14 protein-coding genes are annotated in these 16,411 nt (G+C 71.5%); 6 read left to right on the top strand and 8 right to left on the bottom strand.

Annotation, left to right across the window (positions count from 1 at the left end):
* The first annotated feature begins 251 nt into the window (after nucleotides 1–251).
* The 4 genes from ABZ845_RS12960 to ABZ845_RS12945 all read left to right on the top strand — a co-directional run bounded on the left by ABZ845_RS12960 (nucleotide 252) and on the right by ABZ845_RS12945 (nucleotide 4,974).
* Entirely contained in the window at nucleotides 252–905 is a 654-nt protein-coding gene (locus tag ABZ845_RS12960) for a bifunctional DNA primase/polymerase (protein ID WP_360977284.1), read from the top strand.
* Between the two features lie 146 nt (nucleotides 906–1,051).
* Complete coding sequence (locus ABZ845_RS12955; RefSeq protein ID WP_360977280.1) at nucleotides 1,052–1,843, top strand: ABC transporter ATP-binding protein; 792 nt, start codon at nucleotides 1,052–1,054, stop codon at nucleotides 1,841–1,843.
* A complete protein-coding gene (locus ABZ845_RS12950; RefSeq protein WP_360977277.1) occupies nucleotides 1,840–3,438 on the top strand; it encodes a transporter in 1,599 nt (532 codons plus the stop codon). Before ABZ845_RS12955 ends, ABZ845_RS12950 begins: the two co-directional genes overlap by 4 nt.
* 144 nt (nucleotides 3,439–3,582) lie before the next feature.
* Complete coding sequence (locus ABZ845_RS12945) at nucleotides 3,583–4,974, top strand: PAS domain-containing protein (protein ID WP_360977274.1); 1,392 nt, start codon at nucleotides 3,583–3,585, stop codon at nucleotides 4,972–4,974.
* A gap of 84 nt (nucleotides 4,975–5,058) precedes the next feature.
* Here ABZ845_RS12945 and ABZ845_RS12940 read toward each other — a convergent pair whose 3' ends face one another.
* Nucleotides 5,059–5,880: an SIS domain-containing protein gene (locus tag ABZ845_RS12940; RefSeq protein WP_360977271.1), complete on the bottom strand. Its 822-nt coding sequence runs from the start codon at nucleotides 5,878–5,880 to the stop codon at nucleotides 5,059–5,061.
* Between the two features lie 197 nt (nucleotides 5,881–6,077).
* Between ABZ845_RS12940 and ABZ845_RS12935 the strand changes: the two genes are divergently transcribed.
* Complete coding sequence (locus ABZ845_RS12935) at nucleotides 6,078–6,770, top strand: metal-dependent transcriptional regulator (RefSeq protein WP_360977268.1); 693 nt, start codon at nucleotides 6,078–6,080, stop codon at nucleotides 6,768–6,770.
* Between the two features lie 315 nt (nucleotides 6,771–7,085).
* Here the strand turns inward: ABZ845_RS12935 and ABZ845_RS12930 are convergent, their stop codons facing one another.
* The gene (locus tag ABZ845_RS12930) at nucleotides 7,086–8,186 is read right to left on the bottom strand and encodes a citrate synthase 2 (protein ID WP_360977265.1); all 1,101 of its coding nucleotides are present in this window, start codon (nucleotides 8,184–8,186) and stop codon (nucleotides 7,086–7,088) included.
* A gap of 410 nt (nucleotides 8,187–8,596) precedes the next feature.
* Here ABZ845_RS12930 and pdxH point away from each other — a divergent pair, with 410 nt between their 5' ends.
* Entirely contained in the window at nucleotides 8,597–9,235 is a 639-nt protein-coding gene (gene pdxH, locus ABZ845_RS12925; RefSeq protein WP_360977508.1) for a pyridoxamine 5'-phosphate oxidase, read from the top strand.
* 323 nt (nucleotides 9,236–9,558) lie between these two features.
* On the opposite strand, the gene ABZ845_RS12920 is transcribed toward pdxH, so the two are convergent.
* The 6 genes from ABZ845_RS12920 to ABZ845_RS12895 form a co-directional block, all read right to left on the bottom strand.
* Nucleotides 9,559–10,419: an alpha/beta hydrolase gene (locus ABZ845_RS12920; protein ID WP_360977263.1), complete on the bottom strand. Its 861-nt coding sequence runs from the start codon at nucleotides 10,417–10,419 to the stop codon at nucleotides 9,559–9,561.
* A 510-nt stretch (nucleotides 10,420–10,929) separates the two neighbouring features.
* Nucleotides 10,930–12,000: a 2-oxoglutarate and iron-dependent oxygenase domain-containing protein gene (locus ABZ845_RS12915; protein ID WP_360977260.1), complete on the bottom strand. Its 1,071-nt coding sequence runs from the start codon at nucleotides 11,998–12,000 to the stop codon at nucleotides 10,930–10,932.
* 251 nt (nucleotides 12,001–12,251) lie between these two features.
* A complete protein-coding gene (locus ABZ845_RS12910) occupies nucleotides 12,252–12,851 on the bottom strand; it encodes a TetR/AcrR family transcriptional regulator (protein ID WP_360977257.1) in 600 nt (199 codons plus the stop codon).
* A complete protein-coding gene (locus ABZ845_RS12905; protein ID WP_360977254.1) occupies nucleotides 12,839–13,576 on the bottom strand; it encodes an enoyl-CoA hydratase family protein in 738 nt (245 codons plus the stop codon). Before ABZ845_RS12905 ends, ABZ845_RS12910 begins: the two co-directional genes overlap by 13 nt.
* The gene (locus ABZ845_RS12900) at nucleotides 13,573–15,138 is read right to left on the bottom strand and encodes a 4-coumarate--CoA ligase family protein (protein WP_360977251.1); all 1,566 of its coding nucleotides are present in this window, start codon (nucleotides 15,136–15,138) and stop codon (nucleotides 13,573–13,575) included. The genes ABZ845_RS12905 and ABZ845_RS12900 overlap by 4 nt, the downstream gene beginning before the upstream one ends.
* Nucleotides 15,139–15,215: 77 nt before the next feature.
* Nucleotides 15,216–16,373, bottom strand: a complete 1,158-nt coding sequence (locus ABZ845_RS12895) for an acyl-CoA dehydrogenase family protein (protein ID WP_360977248.1) — start codon at nucleotides 16,371–16,373, stop codon at nucleotides 15,216–15,218.
* Nucleotides 16,374–16,411 lie beyond the last annotated feature (38 nt).

Genomic DNA, 16,411 nt, shown 5'->3' with positions numbered 1-16,411 from the left:
GATTGCCGGAGTAAAGACTGATGCCGCACCCCGGTCGCACCCCGGCCGTACCCCCCGTGGCTACCCAGCCCCCGCTGTCGTTCCCCGCGCGCGCCCCCGGCCGTGCACCCATGCGCCCCACGCGTCGTACCGGTGCTCCTCCCCGGCGCATGCGGGATGAAAAGGGCAGGCCCGAAACCCGATTCGCGGACCGGGGGAAGCCCCCGCAAGTGCGGGCGTAACCCCCCGTGACGGCTAGAGTTGAGTTCATCGTGGAAGAGACCATCGCGAGCCCTGAAACTGCCCATATCCCGAAGCAACGCGGCGACTCGCTGCTGGAATCGGCCGTACGTTATGCCGAGGAACGCCACTGGGAGGTGTTCCCCGGGACCTGGCTGGAAGCCGCCGACGGGGTGCTCCGCTGCTCCTGCGGACTGTCCGCGTGCCCGCTGCCCGGCGCGCACCCGGCACGCGACGACTGGGCGACCCAGGCGACCGGCAGCGCGACCGTCACGCGCCGCATGTGGGCCCGGCAGCCGAACGCGTCGATCCTGCTGCCCACGGGGCGCACCTTCGACGCGATCGACGTACCGGAGAGCGCCGGCTTCCTCGCGCTGGCGCGCATGGAGCGGATGGAACTGACGCTCGGTCCCGTGACGGTGACGCCGGACCGGCGCATGCTCTTCTTCGTCCTGCCCGGCGCGTCGTTGAAGGTGCCCAGCCTGGTTCGGGGCCTGGGGTGGTCACCTTCCTCCCTCGACCTCACCGCCCTGGGCGAGGGCGCGTACGTGGCCGCCCCGCCCACGCGCTACGGCTCCCGGGGCGCCGTCCAGTGGGCCCGCCGCCCCACCCCCGCCAACCGCTGGCTGCCGGACGCGGAGGAGCTGATCTCCCCCTTGTCGTACGCCTGCGGCAGGGACCGGTAGGCAGGAGAGCAACCATGCGGCCGTGTCCGCCCGCCGTCCGCCCGTCATGGCCGGGGCAGCGGGCGGCACCGGTCGGCCACCCCGCGCGACGCACCGGTCCGGGCACCCCCGCCCCGTAGCGGACCGCAGGTCACTAGGGTGCTCATATGACCGAGAGGGCTGAGGCGGGTACGCCCGCCGTACGGGTGCAGGGGCTCTGGAAGCGGTTCGGGGAGCAGATCGCCGTCGCAGGCATCGATCTGGCGCTCCCGGCAGGCCGGTTCATCGGGCTCGTCGGGCCGAACGGGGCGGGGAAGACCACCACCCTTTCCATGATCACCGGGCTGCTCAGACCCGATCAGGGCACCGTGGAGGTCGTAGGCCACGACGTATGGCGGGACCCGGTCGAGGTGAAGGCCCGCATCGGTGTGCTGCCGGAGGGACTGCGCCTCTTCGAACGCCTCTCGGGGCGCGAACTCCTCGCCTACACCGGCAGATTGCGCGGACTGCCCGGCTCCGAGGTCGACAAGCGGGCCACCCAGCTCCTCGATGTCCTCGACCTGGCCGGGTCCCAGCACAAGCTCGTGGTCGACTACTCGACCGGCATGCGCAAGAAGATCGGGCTCGCCGCAGCCCTGCTCCACAATCCCGAAGTCCTCTTCCTGGACGAGCCGTTCGAAGGTGTGGACCCGGTGTCCGCGCAGACCATCCGCGGCGTACTGGAGCGGTACACCGCCTCGGGCGCCACCGTGGTGTTCTCCTCCCACGTCATGGAACTCGTGGAGTCGCTCTGCGACTGGGTGGCGGTCATGGCCGCGGGACGCATCCGCGCCCATGGCCCGCTCGCCGACGTACGCGGCGACGCCCCCACCCTCCAGCAGGCGTTCCTCGAACTGGTCGGCGCGCACGGCCGCACCGCGAACGCCGACCTCGACTGGCTCGGGGGCGGCGCCCGATGAGCACCGCGGGCGTCACCCCGACCGTCGTACGCCTCAAGCTGTCCCTGCTGCGCAACGGGCTGCGGCAGTCCGCCGGGAGACGGGCCGCCTACATCACCTCCGTCGTCCTCGTACTCCTGGTCGCCGCGCTGCAGCTGATCGGCCTCATCGCCCTGCGGGGCACCACGCACGCCGCCACCATCACGGTCCTGCTGGTCGAGATCCTGGCCCTCGGCTGGGCGGTGATGCCGCTGTTCTTCCCCAGCGGGGACGAGACGCTCGACCCGACCCGTCTGGTCATGCTGCCGCTGCGCCCCCAGCCCCTCGTGCGGGCCCTGCTGGCGGCCTCCCTGGTGGGCATCGGGCCCCTGTTCACGCTCTGCCTGTTCACCGGTTCGGTGATCTCCCTGGCGCACGGGGCGGTCGCGTACGTCACCGCCGTTGTCGCCGTCCTCCTCGCGCTGCTCGTCTGCGTGGCGCTCGCCCGGGCCGTGGCCGCCGCGAACATCCAGCTGCTGTCCAGCCGCAAGGGCCGCGATCTGGCCGTACTGAGCGGGCTCCTCATCGCGATCGGCGCGCAGCTCGTCAACTTCGGGGCTCAGCGGCTGGGGTCGGCCGGGGGCCTGTCCCGGCTCGACCCGGTGGCCGACGTGGTGCGCTGGGTCCCGCCCGGCTCCGCGATCGGCGCCGTGGACTCCGCGAGCCGAGGCTGCTACGGCATCGCCGCCGCCCAGCTCGCGCTCAGCGCCGCGGCCCTGGCAGGGCTGCTGGTCCTGTGGTCGCGCACCCTGACGAAGCTGATGACCTCTCCCGACCAGTCCACGCTCAATGCCGCCGACCCGGGCGCCCGGGAGCGCGGCGCCTCGACGGGCCTGTCCCGGCTGCTGCCGGCGGGCCGCACGGGCACCGTGATGGAGCGCAGCCTCCGCTATGTGTGGCGCGACCCCAAGACCAGGGCGGCCTGGGTGACCTCGCTCGCGATCGGGCTCATCATCCCGGTCTTCAACGCCCTCCAGGGCACCGGCTCCGTCTACTTCGCCTGTTTCGCCGCCGGGATGCTCGGCATCCAGATGTACAACCAGTTCGGGCAGGACACGTCCGCGTTCTGGATGGTCGCGACGACGATCTCCTCGCCGCGGGACGCCTACGCCGAACTGCGCGGCCGGGCGCTGGCCCTGCTGCTCATCACGCTGCCGTACGCCACCCTCGTGACCACCGTGACGGCCGCGCTGCTCGGCGTCTGGGCCAAGCTGCCCGAGGTGCTCGGGCTGTCCTTCGCGCTGCTCGGCGCGATGCTGGCCACGGGCGCCTGGGCCTCGGCCCGCTTCCCGTACTCCATCCCGCAGGAGGGGTACAAGAACGTCGTCCCGGGGCAGGCGGGGCTCGCCTGGATCTCCGTCTTCGGCGGCATGGTCGCCGCAGCCCTGCTGTCCGCGCCGATGATCGCCGCGGCCATCTGGCTGAACGTCTCCGCGGGCGGCGAGGAGTGGGCCTGGCTGCTCCTGCCGTCGGGCGCCGTGTACGGGGCGCTGATCGCCCTGCTCGGCCTGCGGCTCGCGGCGCCGCGGACGGCACGTCGGCTGCCGGAGATCCTGACGGCGGTCAGCAAGGGGTGAGTACTCGCTGAGCAACGATTTCCTCCAAAGTCCTCCGAACTTCCCCGAAGCAGATGTGGGCTGAGTCACGTTCCAGTTGAATGAAGACGAGTGAGCGGACGAACGCGCTGTACACGCGGACGCGGCAGCCTGCAGGGGGTCCAGGTGAGTGCTTTCCGGCCTAAGGGGACGACGGACGAGCTGGGGCCGGGCGAGCCCGACCGGGACGGCTCGGATCTTCTCGCCGCGCTTCTGGACGGCATGGACGCGGCCCTGTGCGCCTTCGACGCCACCGGAGTCGTCACCCACTGGAACCGGGAGGCCGAGCGGATCCTCGGCTGGTCCCCGGCCGAGGCGGTGGGGCGGCGAGGGTTCGCCGACTGGGCGGTGCGGCCCGCCGACGCGGCGGAGGTCGAGACGCGGCTGATGTCCGCGATGGGCGCGCCCGGCCGGCAGGTGCACGAGTTCGCGCTGGTGACCAAGGACGGCGGGCGGGTGCTCGTCAGGACCCAGTCCGCCGCGGTGCGGGGGCCCGACGGGAAACCCGCCGGGGTGTACTGCGCCTTCAGCGAGGTCCACGCGCAGATCGACCTGGAGCGTTCCATCGCGCTGAGCGAGGCCCTGTTCGAGGACGCGAGCTGGGGAGTCCTGCTGGTCGACGCGGATCTGCGGCCGGCCGTCGTCAACGCCTACGCCGCCCGCGCGCTCGGCACCGGCCGTACGGCCGTGCTCGGACGGCCCCTTGGTGACCTGCTCTCCCAGGGGGTGGAGGAGCTGGAGAGCGCGCTGACCCATGTGCTCGCCGAGGGCGCCCCGCCCGCGCCCGCCGAGATCTGGGTGAGCGTGCGGTCCGCGGAGGGCGAGAGGCGGCGCTGCTGGCGCAGCGGATTTCTGCGGCTGTCGTCACCGCTCGCGGAGGAGCCGGTTCCGCTGGGCGTGGGCTGGCTGTTCCAGGACATCACCGAGGCCAAGCAGTCCGAGCAGGACGCGGCCCTGCTGCGCTTCCGCTCCAACCAACTGCACCGCGCGGCGCGGGCGGCGGCCGAGTGCGAGGACCCGGGTGAGGCGGCCACCATCCATCTGGACTTCGCGCTCGCCGGGTTCGCCGACCACGCGCTGATCGACCGGGTGGCGGGCGGTCCGGTGGCGGACGGGGACGGTCCGGTGCGATTGGTACGGGCCGTCGAGACGCCGTCCGGCGCGCCGGGCCCCAGCATGCTCGCCGGCAAAGCGGGACTGCCCGTGCGGTACGCCGGGGGGCATCCGGCCCTGCAGTGCATGGCGCGTGCCGGGTCCGTACGGGCCGCGGCGGGCGACGTCGGCCCGGAGCGGGCGAGCGAGTGGGCGCTGTCCCGGCAGTGGCCCGCGGACGCGGTGCACGCGCTGTGCACGGTGCTGCGCAGCCGGGGCAGGACGCTGGGCGTGGTGACGTTCCTGCGCGGGGCCGGACGCAGCCGGTTCGAACGGGCCGACGCGGTGTACGGGGAGGATGTCGCGGTACGGATCGCCGCGGCGCTGGACCTGGCCGGGGCGGTGGACGGCCGGGCGGGGACCTAGGGGCGGCCTGATCCAGACGCCCGCGGGGGTGCCGTCAGGTTGGGAAAGACCCTGGGCGCGTACGGGGCGGACGGAGCGTCGTCACTACGCCTGGCGGTAGAAGATGCGGTCGCGGTACTCCCGCATCACCTGGCTGTTCCATTCATGGCCGCCGTCGACGTTGCCCGACCTGAGCAGCGGCGGTTCGACGCCGCGGTCCGCGAGTACGCCCGCGGCCGTCGCCATGACCGCCTGGAGCAGGGCCGAGGTGACGACGGTGGAGGCGGGGGCGAAGGGGGCGGGGATGGTGTCGAGACTGAGTTCCGCGTCGCCGACCGCGATCTTCGAGTCGAGGACGATGTCGCAGTGGTCCTTGAGGTAGGTGCCGGAGGAGTTCCGCGGCTTCGTCTGTGAGGCGTAGGCCACCGAGGTCACCCCGATGACCTTGACACCGAGAGCGCGGGCCTTCATCGCCATCTCCACGGGGAGCGCGTTGCGGCCGGACAGGGAGATGATCACCAGCAGGTCCCCGGACCTGAGCGGGCTGGAGTCGAGGACCGCTCCGGCCAGTCCGTCGACCCGCTCCAGCGCGGAGCCGAGGGTCGCGGGCATGACGTCGACACCGACCACGCCGGGGACCGTGAGCAGGTTCATCAGGGCGAGGCCGCCCGCGCGGTAGACGAGGTCCTGCGCGGCCAGCGAGGAGTGCCCGGCGCCGAAGGCGAACAGCCGGCCGCCGGCGACGACGGTCTCCGCGATCAGGGTGCCGGCCTCGGCGATCGGCCCCGCGTCCTCGTCGCGCACCCGCCGCAGCAGGCCGATCGCCGCGTCGAAGAACCGACCGGCCAGGTCGCCCGCCGCCGGTTCGCCCGCCGCCGTCTCGCTCCCGCTTCCGCCGCGCGGTTCCCGGCTCGGCTCCTCGCTCATCTCGGCGGCGTCCCTTCGCAGTCTCGGGGTGACAGGCGATCACGTTACGGTGCGCGGAGCGGTCTGGACCAGTGGGACGCCATCCGCTTCTGGCGTCGCTCCCCGGTTGTCGGTCGCATGCGTCAGAATTGACTGCAGGGCCAGCGCACACGCCGGCGGGCCGTCGAGCCTTCGGCAGATCTCATCGAGGGGCACGTATGTCCGGACTGATCGACACCACGGAGATGTATCTCCGCACCATCCTCGAGCTGGAGGAGGAAGGCGTGGTCCCCATGCGCGCCCGGATCGCGGAGCGGCTCGACCAGAGCGGGCCGACGGTCAGCCAGACGGTGGCGCGTATGGAGCGCGACGGTCTGGTGTCGGTCGCCACGGACCGCCACCTGGAACTGACGGACGAGGGCCGCCGCCTCGCCACCCGCGTGATGCGCAAGCACCGCCTGGCCGAGTGTCTGCTGGTCGATGTGATCGGCCTTGAGTGGGAGCAGGTGCACGCGGAGGCGTGCCGCTGGGAGCACGTGATGAGCGAGGCGGTCGAGCGCCGCGTCCTCGAACTGCTGCGCCACCCCACCGAGTCGCCGTACGGGAACCCCATCCCGGGCCTCGAGGAGCTGGGCGAGAAGGACGGCGCGGACCCCTTCCTGGACGAGGGCATGGTGTCGCTGGCCGAGCTGGACGCGGGCGCGGACGGCAAGACCGTGGTCGTGCGGCGGATCGGGGAGCCCATCCAGACGGATGCGCAGCTGATGTACACGCTGCGGCGGGCGGGCGTACAGCCCGGCTCGGTGGTCAGCGTGACGGAGTCGCCGGGCGGGGTGCTGGTCGGAAGCGGTGGGGAGGCGGCGGAGCTGGAGGCGGAGATCGCGTCGCACGTGTTCGTGGCCAAGCGGTAGCGCTCCGCTTGGGGTGGGGTGGGGGTGCGGGGTGTTGGGGTGCGCAGTTCCCCGCGCCCCTGTCCGGGGGCTCCCGTGCGTCGTTCCCTGCGGGGGCCGGGTGGGATTTTGCGCAGTTCCCCGCGCCCCCGTCCGGGGCGCTCCCGTACGTCGTCACCTGCGGAGCCACGTGAGGTTTTGCGCAGATCCCCGCGCCCCCGTCCGGGGCGCTCCCGTACGTCGTCACCTGCGGAGCCGCGTGGGGGATTTTTGCGCAGTTCCCCGCGTCCCTGGGCGGGGCGCGGGGAACTGTGCGGGGGGGGGTGCGATGGGCCCTCAGTGGGCGATGGTTCCGTATCCCTCGATGTCCCGCACGCTACGAGTCCCAGGCCCGACGTACCGGGCCGAAGGCCGCACCAGTCGGCCCGTGCGCTTCTGCTCGAGAATGTGCGCCGACCACCCCGCCGTACGGGCACAGGTGAACATCGACGTGAACATGTGCGCCGGGACCTCCGCGAAGTCCAGGATGATCGCGGCCCAGAACTCCACGTTCGTGGCCAGCACACGGTCAGGACGCCGGTTGTGCAGTTCCTCGAGGGCCGCCTTCTCCAGCGCCTCCGCGATCTCGAAACGCGGGGCGCCGAGCTCACGGGCCGTACGGCGGAGCACGCGCGCCCGCGGGTCCTCGGCGCGGTACACCCGGTGCCCGAAGCCCATCAGCCGCTCGCCCTGGTCGAGCGCCCGCTTCACATACGCCTGCGCGTCGCCGGTGCGCTCGATCTCCTCGATCATGCCGAGCACACGCGAGGGCGCGCCGCCGTGCAGCGGCCCGGACATGGCGCCCACGGCACCCGACAGCGCCGCGGCCACGTCCGCGCCGGTGGACGCGATGACGCGGGCCGTGAAGGTGGACGCGTTCATGCCGTGCTCGGCGGCCGACGTCCAGTAGGCGTCCACGGCCGCGACATGCTTCGGGTCCGGCTCGCCCCGCCAGCGGATCATGAATCGCTCCACGATGGACTGCGCCTTGTCGATCTCCCGCTGCGGCACCATCGGCAGACCCTGGCCGCGGGCCGACTGGGCGACGTACGACAGCGCCATGACGGCCGCGCGCGCCAGGTCCTCACGGGCCTGCTCGACGTCGATGTCCAGGAGCGGTTTCAGTCCCCATACCGGAGCCAGCATGGCCAGCGCCGACTGCACGTCGACCCGGATGTCACCGGAGTGGACCGGGATCGGGAACGGCTCGGCGGGCGGCAGTCCGGGGTTGAAGGCGCCGTCGACCAGCAGTCCCCAGACGTTGCCGAACGAGACATGGCCCACCAGTTCCTCGATGTCGACGCCCCGGTACCGCAGAGCGCCGCCCTCCTTGTCCGGCTCGGCGATCTCCGTCTCGAACGCGATGACTCCCTCGAGTCCGGGTACGAAATCGGACATCAGGCGGCTCCTAGTGACTCGTGATGTGTGCGGCGGATGTGGTCTGTGGGGTCCCGCCGACCCCGTCCACGGGCCGGCGCAGGTGAAAGGCTCGCGGTCCGTAGCGGTCACCCGGGTGATGCCCCGATCGGTCGGCGCTCATCCACTCCGAACGGCAACTGCACGATATCCCCGAGTGCCACCTTTGGGGAGAGCATGCGGCACTCAGTGCCACTCAGTGATGTACCACACCCACCCGAAGTGCCAGCGGCATACGGCAAGATGACGACGTGACCGACCGCTACCCGGACGAACCCGCACCCGAATCCGCAGCCGAGTCTCCGGCCTCCGCCGCGGAGCCGAAAATCGAACCCATCGTCGAACGCGCGGCCCGGGGCCCGGCCGAGGACCTGGCCCACGACCCCGCCGAGATGCGGGCGCACTACCGCGCCGAAGGGCTCGATGAGGCCTCGCTCTCGGCCCACCCCATGGACCAGTTCGCCGTCTGGTTCAAGCAGGCGGCCCAGGCGTCCATCGCGGGGATGATCTACGAGCCGAACGCGATGGTCGTCTCCACGGTGGACGCGGAGGGCCGGCCCAGCTCACGCACGGTCCTGCTGAAGCAGTACGACACAGAGGGCTTCGTCTTCTACACCAACTACGACTCCCGCAAGGCCCGGGAACTGACGGCGAACCCCCAGGTCGCACTGCTCTTCCCGTGGCACCCGATGGCCCGCCAGGTGATCGTCACGGGTACCGTCCGCCGGACCGGCCGCGACGAGACTGCCGCCTACTTCCGCAGCCGCCCGCACGGCTCCCAGCTCGGCGCCTGGGCCAGCGCCCAGTCCTCGGTGATCAGCTCCCGCACGGAGCTCGAACTCGCCTACGAGGAGCTGAGTGCACGCTATCCAGAGGGCACCCTTGTCCCGGTCCCGCCGAACTGGGGCGGCTTCCGTGTGATCCCTCAGACGGTCGAGTTCTGGCAGGGCCGCGAGAACCGCCTCCACGACCGTCTTTACTACACCGCGGAGCCGGACGGTTCATGGCGGGTGGAGCGCCTGAGTCCCTGACCGTACAGACGCAGACGACCCGCGAGTTCGGTTCCTCCGCCTGACGGCGGGGAGCCGGCCGGACGTGCCGGCGAACTCGCGGGTCGGGTGACTGCTTGGGATTGGGCCGGCTGCGCACACGATCGCGCGCTGGTCCGGCACCGCACTTGGTGGGGTGCCGGGCCGCTAGCCCGCAGCCACCTCACGCGTCCGGTTCTCATACATCTGCCGAACCACCTCCCTTCTCGTGTAATCCACACCTTAGGAACCCCCTGGAAGGCAATCAACTACTTTTTTCCGAGTCCGCGCCCCGTCCGCGCCCCCGTCCGGGTCCGCGTTCCGGGTCAGGGCGTGAGCACACCGTCCAGGAACGGCTCGATCGCCGCCCGCCAGGCCTCGGGCTGGTCGTAGTGGACGAGATGGCCCGCGTCGGCGACCTCGGCGTACCGGCCGTGCGGCAGGACGCGCACCATCTCCTGGGCCTCCGCGCGGCCCAGCTCGCCGTCCAGGCCGCGGACGACCAGGGCCGGGCACCGCACCTGCGCGAGCTCCTCCCAGTGCGCGTCGTAGACCCAGGTCTGGCGGGACTTCAGCATCTGCTCCGGTTCGAAGACGGGCCGCCAGCCGTCCTCGGCCTCGGTCATGACCTCGGCGTAGAACGCGCCGCGCGCCGGGTTCGGGCGCTCCACCCAGGGGTCGTCCTCGCCGAACCACTTCCGTACGTCGGCGAGCGTGGCGAAAGGCAGGGGCCAGGACCTGAACCAGCTCTCCCACTCGCGCTGCGAGGCGGCGCCGAGCGCGGACGCCCGCATGTCGCAGATGACGAGTCCGCTCACCAGATCGGGGCGTTTGGCGGCGAGCTGCCAGGCGGTCAGGGCACCCATGGCGTGGCCGATGAGAACCGCCGGGGCGAGGCCCAGCTGCTCCAGGGCCGCCTCGGCGTCGTCGACGTAGGCCTCGCGCGTGTACTCCCCTTCGGGCGGCTTGTCGCTCTGGCCGTGGCCGCGCTGGTCCAGGGCGACCACGCGATGCCGCCCGGAGAGCCGGCGGGCCGTGGGCGCCCAGTGGGAGGCGCGCCCCATGAGCCCGTGCAGTAACAGCACTCCCGGCGCCCGCTCGTTCTCGCCGGGCTTGGGAGGATCGGCGAACTCCCAGGCGGCGAGCCGTACGCCGCCCGCCCCGGTCACGTCGATGCGCCGCACCATCGTCCTGGCACCCCCCTGCTCCGGCTACCGCTGTCGTCCTGCTGCATGTGCTCGTGTCGCCACGACGCTATCGAATGGCTATTCGAAAATGCGCCTTTTCGGGACAACACCCCACCTTTGAGTGACCTTCCTCCAGGATTGGCTGCCGATTCCGTGGGGAGATCTTCAGCGGGAGGCGGACCGCTCGGGGAAAAACGGTCCGAGGGGGACGACCCTGAGAGCTCGGGGCTCCGGGTCGGAACAGGGGAGGACAGGCCCCGGCACCCAAGGTGCCGGGGCTCTTCCCCTGTCTGCGGCACATACTCCCACCCTCTCCGCGCCCGGATGACATCGCTGTCACCGTCCGGCCAAGAGCTCTCCGGTCATATGCCTCCCGCCACAGCCTCGCACGCGAACGCCGTCAACGCTGCGGTTCGGCGGACTAGATCTTGAATTCGACGGTGTCCTTCCGGGGGCGTGGCGGGATTTCGCGCACGCGCGGCGGAGACCACTCTTTCCGGGCTCCGCCCTTCATGCCGCTGTCAGCAGGTCCGTGTGGTGGCGTTCCGCTGCCAGGGGATGGGCTCGCAGCTTGCCCTTCAGTTCGTTGTAGCCGTACTCGGCGAACAGGGGATTGGCCGGGTCCCGGGTGATGCCGGGGGCCGTGGAGGCGTGGGGGAATGGGAGGGGCTGGACTCGGGCGTCGAGGCGCGGGTTGTAGAAGAACGGGACGGAGAAGCGTTCCGTGGCGCCGGGCGGGCTGACGACGCGGTGATTGGTGGCGATCAGGTAGCCGTTGGTCGCCACCTCCAGGAGTTCGCCCAGATTGACGACGAAGGCGCCCTCCAGGGGCGGCACGTCGTGGAAGAGCCCGTCCTCGCGCTGCACCTGGAGTCCGCCGACCCGGTCCTGGAGCAGCAGGGTCAGGAAGCCGTAGTCCTTGTGCGCGCCCACGCCCTGGTCGGCGCCGTCGCCGGCGCTGCCGGGGTAGCGCACCAGCTTGAGGTGCGGGTGGGCCCGGTCGCCGAAGACCGGGTCGTAGAAGTCGGCGGACGCGCCGATGGCGGTGAGCAGTTCGTGCAGGAGCCGGCCTGCGACCCCGCTGAGCCGCTCGATCCAGGCGAGCGCGGCCGTGCGCAGCCCGGGCAGGGCGGCGGGCCACTGATTGGGGCCCTCGAGCCACCAGTAGGCGGGCTCCCCCGGGCCGGGTGTGCGGGCGGGGCGTTCCGCGCCTATGTCGAGCTGGTCGCGCCAGTCACGGGCGCCCTGGGTGCGTTCGTCGCCGGTGCGGGTGTAGCCGCGGAAGTGGGGCGAGCGGACGTTGTCGAGGGCGAGGCGGTCGGCTTCGGGGAGGGCGAAGAACGCGTGCATGACGCCCAGCAGGGCGTCGGTCTCGGCCTGGGGCACGCCATGGCCCACAAGCTGGAAGAAGCCCACGTCATGGGCGGCGCCGTGCAACTGCGCGTGCAGGAGTGCCCGGGCCTGGGGGCCGCGGTCGGCTGCGGAGAGGTCGATGATGGGGAGCTGGTCGTACGACGGGGCAGACCGGTTTGCCGGGTTTGCCGTGTTCGACAGATGTGCCTGGTTCAACAGGTTCGTCATGGGACGCGTCCGCGGGTGTACGGGGGCACGGGCTGCCGCCGAGGGTGGGGCGGAGCCCCTGGTGCCACGGGAAAGTGGAAGAAGAACGTGAGGGGCTGGGTCAGGCAGAGCGCCGACAGCCCATGCTCGTGACGCGCACGTAGTCCACGTGGCGGCGTCGAACGAGCATCGGAAGCATGAGGGAAGGATACTGCGGGTCCGTGGCATCCGGTTGGGATGTGTCCCGGTTCACGTCCCGGCTCGGGCCGCTCTCAGCCCAGCGCCTCGTCCAGCAGCGCCGCCCACTGGGCCACCACCCGCTTACGGCGGGCCCTGTCGTCGGTGAGCAGGTTCGCCAGGCCCAGGCCGCGGGCCATGTCGAGCAGGCCCTGGACCGTTTCGCGTGCGCCGGGGCGGGATTCGTCGGCGCCGAGCAGGTCGACGGCGATGCGATGCGTCTCCCGGCCGACGCGCGCCTCGAGTTCCGTCACGCGCGGGCGCAGCTGCTCCTCGTTCGAGGCGGCCACCCACAGGTGCAGGGCGGCGCGGAACAGGGGCCCCGTGTACAGGTCCACGAGGGCCGCGACCACGGCCCGGCGGTCGGCCGGGCCCTGCGGGAACAGCGCCCGCAGGGCCGTGGAGCGCTGATCGGCGACGTATTCGACGGCCGCCGTGAACAGGTCCTCCCGGGTGGGGAAGTGGTGCTGGGCGGCCCCCCGGGAGACGCCCGCGCGTTCCGCGACGACCTGCACCGTGGAGCCCGCCCAGCCGTGTTCGGCGAGGCAGGCCACGGCGGCTTCCAGGAGTCGCTGCCGGGTCGCCCGGCTGCGGTCCTGCTTGGGCACGCGGTCGACCGTGCTCACACCACCCACTCCGGGTCCCGTCGTTCGAGGAAGGCCGTCATCCCCTCGCGGGCCTGCGGGGAGGAGAACAGCCGAGCCGAGAGCGCGGCCAGGTCGGCCGCGTCCCGGTCGAAGGTCTCCAGCACCCTAACCGTGAGCAGGCGCTTCGTCTCGGCCAGGGCCTGGGGTTCCGCCCTGCGCAGTCCGTCGAGCACGGGCTCCAGCACCTCGTCCACGTCGTCGCCGGACGCGGTGAGCAGCCCGGTGCGTACGGCCTCGGCAGCGTCGAACCGCTCACCGCTGAGGTAGTAGCGGGCGATGGCGCGCGGGTCGGTGCGCGGCAGCAGAGTCAGGGAGATGACGGCGGGGGTGACCCCGATGCGTACCTCGGTGAGGGCGAAGGTGGCGGCGGCGGAGGCCGCCGCGATGTCGCAGGCGCCCAGCAGTCCGAGACCACCCGCCCGCACGTGTCCGGTCACCCGGGCGACGACGGGCCGGGGCAGTTCCACGATCTGCCGCAGCACTCCGACCATCGCCCGGGTGTCCGGCGGATCGCGCAGGTCGGCCCCCGCGCAGAAGGTGTTCCCGGTGTGGGTGAGGACGACGGCCCGAACGTCCTCGTCCTTGGCGACGGCGGTCAACGCCTGTGACAGATCGCCGAGCAGCGCCGCCGACAGGGCGTTGCGGTTGGCGGGCGAGTCGAGGGTGAGGGTGGTGAGGCCGCGCTCGTGCGCGGTTCGTACGAGGCTGGTCATGGGCGCTCCCTGAGCTGTCGGCGGAGGATCTTTCCGCTGGCGGCGCGCGGCACGGCGTCGATGAAGGTGACGGCGCGGACACGTTTGTAGGGGGCGACGCGCTCGGCGACGTACATCATCACCTCCCCCTCGGACAGGTCGTCCGCGTCCGGCCGGCGGACCACGAAGGCGTGCGGTATCTCGTTGCCCTCGTCGTTGTAGACACCGACGACGGCGGCGTCCGTGATCTTCGGATGGGTGAGCAGGAGTGCCTCCAGTTCGGCGGGTGCCACCTGGAAGCCCTTGTACTTGATGAGTTCCTTGACGCGGTCGACGACGAACAGCCAGCCGTCGGCGTCGACGTGACCGACGTCGCCGGTGTGCAGCCAGCCGTCCTGGTCGATCATCGCGTCGGTCGCGCCGGGCTGTCCGAGGTAGCCCCTCATCACCTGCGGGCCGCGGATGGCGATCTCTCCGGGCTCGCCGACGCCCAGGTCCTTCGCGGGGTCTTCCAGGGAGAGGATGCGCATCTCGGTGCCCGCGATGAGTTTGCCGACCGTGCCCGGGGGCGGGTTCTCGGCGCCGAGCGGGACCACATGGGTGCCGGGGGACAGTTCGGTCATGCCGTAGGCCTGGCCGACCGGCGGCAGCCCGAGCCGGCGCGAGCAGGCCGCCGCGAGCCCGGCGTCCAGAGGGGCGGCGGCGGAGAGGACGTACCTCAGGGACGACAGGTCGTACCCCTCGACGGCCGGGTGCTTGGCGAGGGCGAGGACGATCGGCGGGGCCACGTACAGGGCGGTGATGCGGTGCTTCTCGATGGCCTCGAGGAACGTCTCCAGCTCGAAGCGGGGCAGGACGACGACTGTGGCGCCGAGCCTGAGGGGTGCGTTCATGAGGGCGGTGAGCCCGTAGATGTGGAAGAACGGCAGTACGGCGAGGATGCGTTCACCCGGGGCGTTGGGCACCAGGGGTTCGAGCTGCGCGAGATTGGTGGCGATGGACCGGTGGGTGAGCATCACGCCCTTGGGTATGCCGGTGGTCCCGGAGGAGTACGGCAGGGCCGCGATGTCGTTCGCCGGGTCGATCTCCACCCGGGGTTCGGGCGCGGCCGAGCCCAGCATGTCGAGCAGGGAGCGGTGTCCCGGCGCGCTGTCGCACAGGAAGATCTCCTGGATGCCGCCCGCCTTCTCGGCGGCGGTGCGCGCCGTTTCCAGGAACGGTGACACGGTGACGATCCAGCGTGCCCCCGAGTCGCGCAGCTGCTTCGCGAACTCCTCGGCCGTGGCGAGCGGGTGCACGGTCGTGACCGACGCACCCGCTCGCGTGGCGGCGTAGAAGGCGAGCGGGAAGGCGACCGTGTTGGGGCTGTGCAGGGCGAGGACGTCGCCCTTGCTCACCCCTGCCTCGGCGAAGGCCGCGGCGAGCCGCCGGTGGAACCGGTCGAGCTGTTCGTACGTGAGAGTGGTGCCGTCCACCCCGTCGATCAGGGCGGGCGTCTCCCCGAACTCGGCGGCCCGGCCGAGCACTGCCTCGTGGATGGGGAGATCGACGGCCGGGACGTCTGCGTACTGGCTTCGGAACACGGTTCCTCCTCGTACGGCGCTGTACGGCTCTCTACGGCTGCGACGCGGTTCCCGTTCGGCCGCCGGGCCGCCGTGGATCAGTACGACTTGGGCAGGCCCAGGGTCTGATGGGAGACGTAGTTGAGAATCATCTCCCGGCTGACCGGCGCGATGCGAGCCACGCGCGCGCCCGCGATGAGCGAGGCGATGCCGAACTCGCGCGTGAGGCCGTTGCCGCCGAGGGTGTGCACGGCCTGGTCGACGGCCTTCACACAGGCTTCGCCCGCCGCGTACTTGGCCATGTTGGCCGCCTCGCCGGCGCCGATGTCGTCCCCCGAGTCGTAGAGGTAAGCCGCCTTCTGCATCATCAGGCGGGCCAGTTCGAGCTCGATGTGCGACTGCGCGAGCGGGTGGGCGATGGCCTGGTGGGCGCCGATGGGCGTCTTCCAGACGGCACGCTCGCGCGCGTACTCGACGGCACGGGCGAGCGCGAAGCGGCCCATGCCGATCGCGAAGGCGGCGGTCATGATGCGCTCGGGATTGAGGCCCGCGAACAGCTGGAGCAGACCCGCGTCCTCGTCGCCGACCAGCGCGTCGGCGGGGAGCCGTACGTCGTCGATCGTCAGCTCGAACTGCTTCTCGGCGCTGGTCAGTTCCATGTCGATCTGCCGCCGCCCGAATCCGGGCGCGTCCCGGGGGACGATGAACAGACAGGGCTTGAGCTTTCCGGTGCGGGCGTCCTCGGCGCGGCCGACGATGAGGGTGGCGTCGGCGATGTCGACGCCGGATACGAACACCTTGCGGCCGTTCAGGATCCAGTCGCCGCCCTCGCGGCGGGCGGTGGTGGTGATGCGGTGGGAGTTGGAACCGGCGTCGGGCTCGGTGATACCGAAGGCCATGGTGCGGGTGCCGTCGGCGAGGCCGGGGAGCCAGGCCCGCTTCTGCTCCTCGGTGCCGAAGCGGGAGATGACCGTGCCGCAGATCGCGGGCGACACGATCATCATGAGCAGGGGGCTGCCTGCGGTGCCCAGCTCTTCGAGGACGATGGAGAGTTCGGCTATGCCGCCGCCTCCGCCGCCGTATTCCTCCGGAAGGTTGACGCCCAGGTAGCCGAGCTTGGCTGCGTCCGACCAGAGTTCGTCGGGGTGGCGGCCTTCCCTGATGGCGGCGGTGAGGTACTCGCGGCCGTAGCGTTTGCCCAGGGCGGCTACGGCTGAGCGGAGAGCCTTGTGTTCGTCTGTCTCGATGACGGTCATGGGTTTCTCCCGTGGGCGAGTTGCTTCGGGTTGGTGGC

Source organism: Streptomyces sp. NPDC047022 (genome assembly GCF_040644155.1).
Classification (GTDB): Bacteria; Actinomycetota; Actinomycetes; order Streptomycetales; family Streptomycetaceae; genus Streptomyces.
Note: the sequence above shows the minus strand (reverse complement) of the source record. Positions and strands in the feature narration are given on the sequence as shown.

Excerpts from the sequence above, each read along its gene's own strand:
- ABZ845_RS12955 (WP_360977280.1), top strand. The coding sequence starts at position 1,052 with ATGACCGAGAGGGCTGAGGCGGGTACGCCCGCCGTACGGGTGCAGGGG.
- ABZ845_RS12950 (WP_360977277.1), top strand. The coding sequence starts at position 1,840 with ATGAGCACCGCGGGCGTCACCCCGACCGTCGTACGCCTCAAGCTGTCC.
- ABZ845_RS12940 (WP_360977271.1), bottom strand. The coding sequence starts at position 5,880 with ATGAGCGAGGAGCCGAGCCGGGAACCGCGCGGCGGAAGCGGGAGCGAG.
- ABZ845_RS12935 (WP_360977268.1), top strand. The coding sequence starts at position 6,078 with ATGTCCGGACTGATCGACACCACGGAGATGTATCTCCGCACCATCCTC.
- ABZ845_RS12930 (WP_360977265.1), bottom strand. The coding sequence starts at position 8,186 with ATGTCCGATTTCGTACCCGGACTCGAGGGAGTCATCGCGTTCGAGACG.
- pdxH (WP_360977508.1), top strand. The coding sequence starts at position 8,597 with ATGCGGGCGCACTACCGCGCCGAAGGGCTCGATGAGGCCTCGCTCTCG.
- ABZ845_RS12920 (WP_360977263.1), bottom strand. The coding sequence starts at position 10,419 with ATGGTGCGGCGCATCGACGTGACCGGGGCGGGCGGCGTACGGCTCGCC.
- ABZ845_RS12915 (WP_360977260.1), bottom strand. The coding sequence starts at position 12,000 with ATGACGAACCTGTTGAACCAGGCACATCTGTCGAACACGGCAAACCCG.
- ABZ845_RS12905 (WP_360977254.1), bottom strand. The coding sequence starts at position 13,576 with ATGACCAGCCTCGTACGAACCGCGCACGAGCGCGGCCTCACCACCCTC.
- ABZ845_RS12895 (WP_360977248.1), bottom strand. The coding sequence starts at position 16,373 with ATGACCGTCATCGAGACAGACGAACACAAGGCTCTCCGCTCAGCCGTA.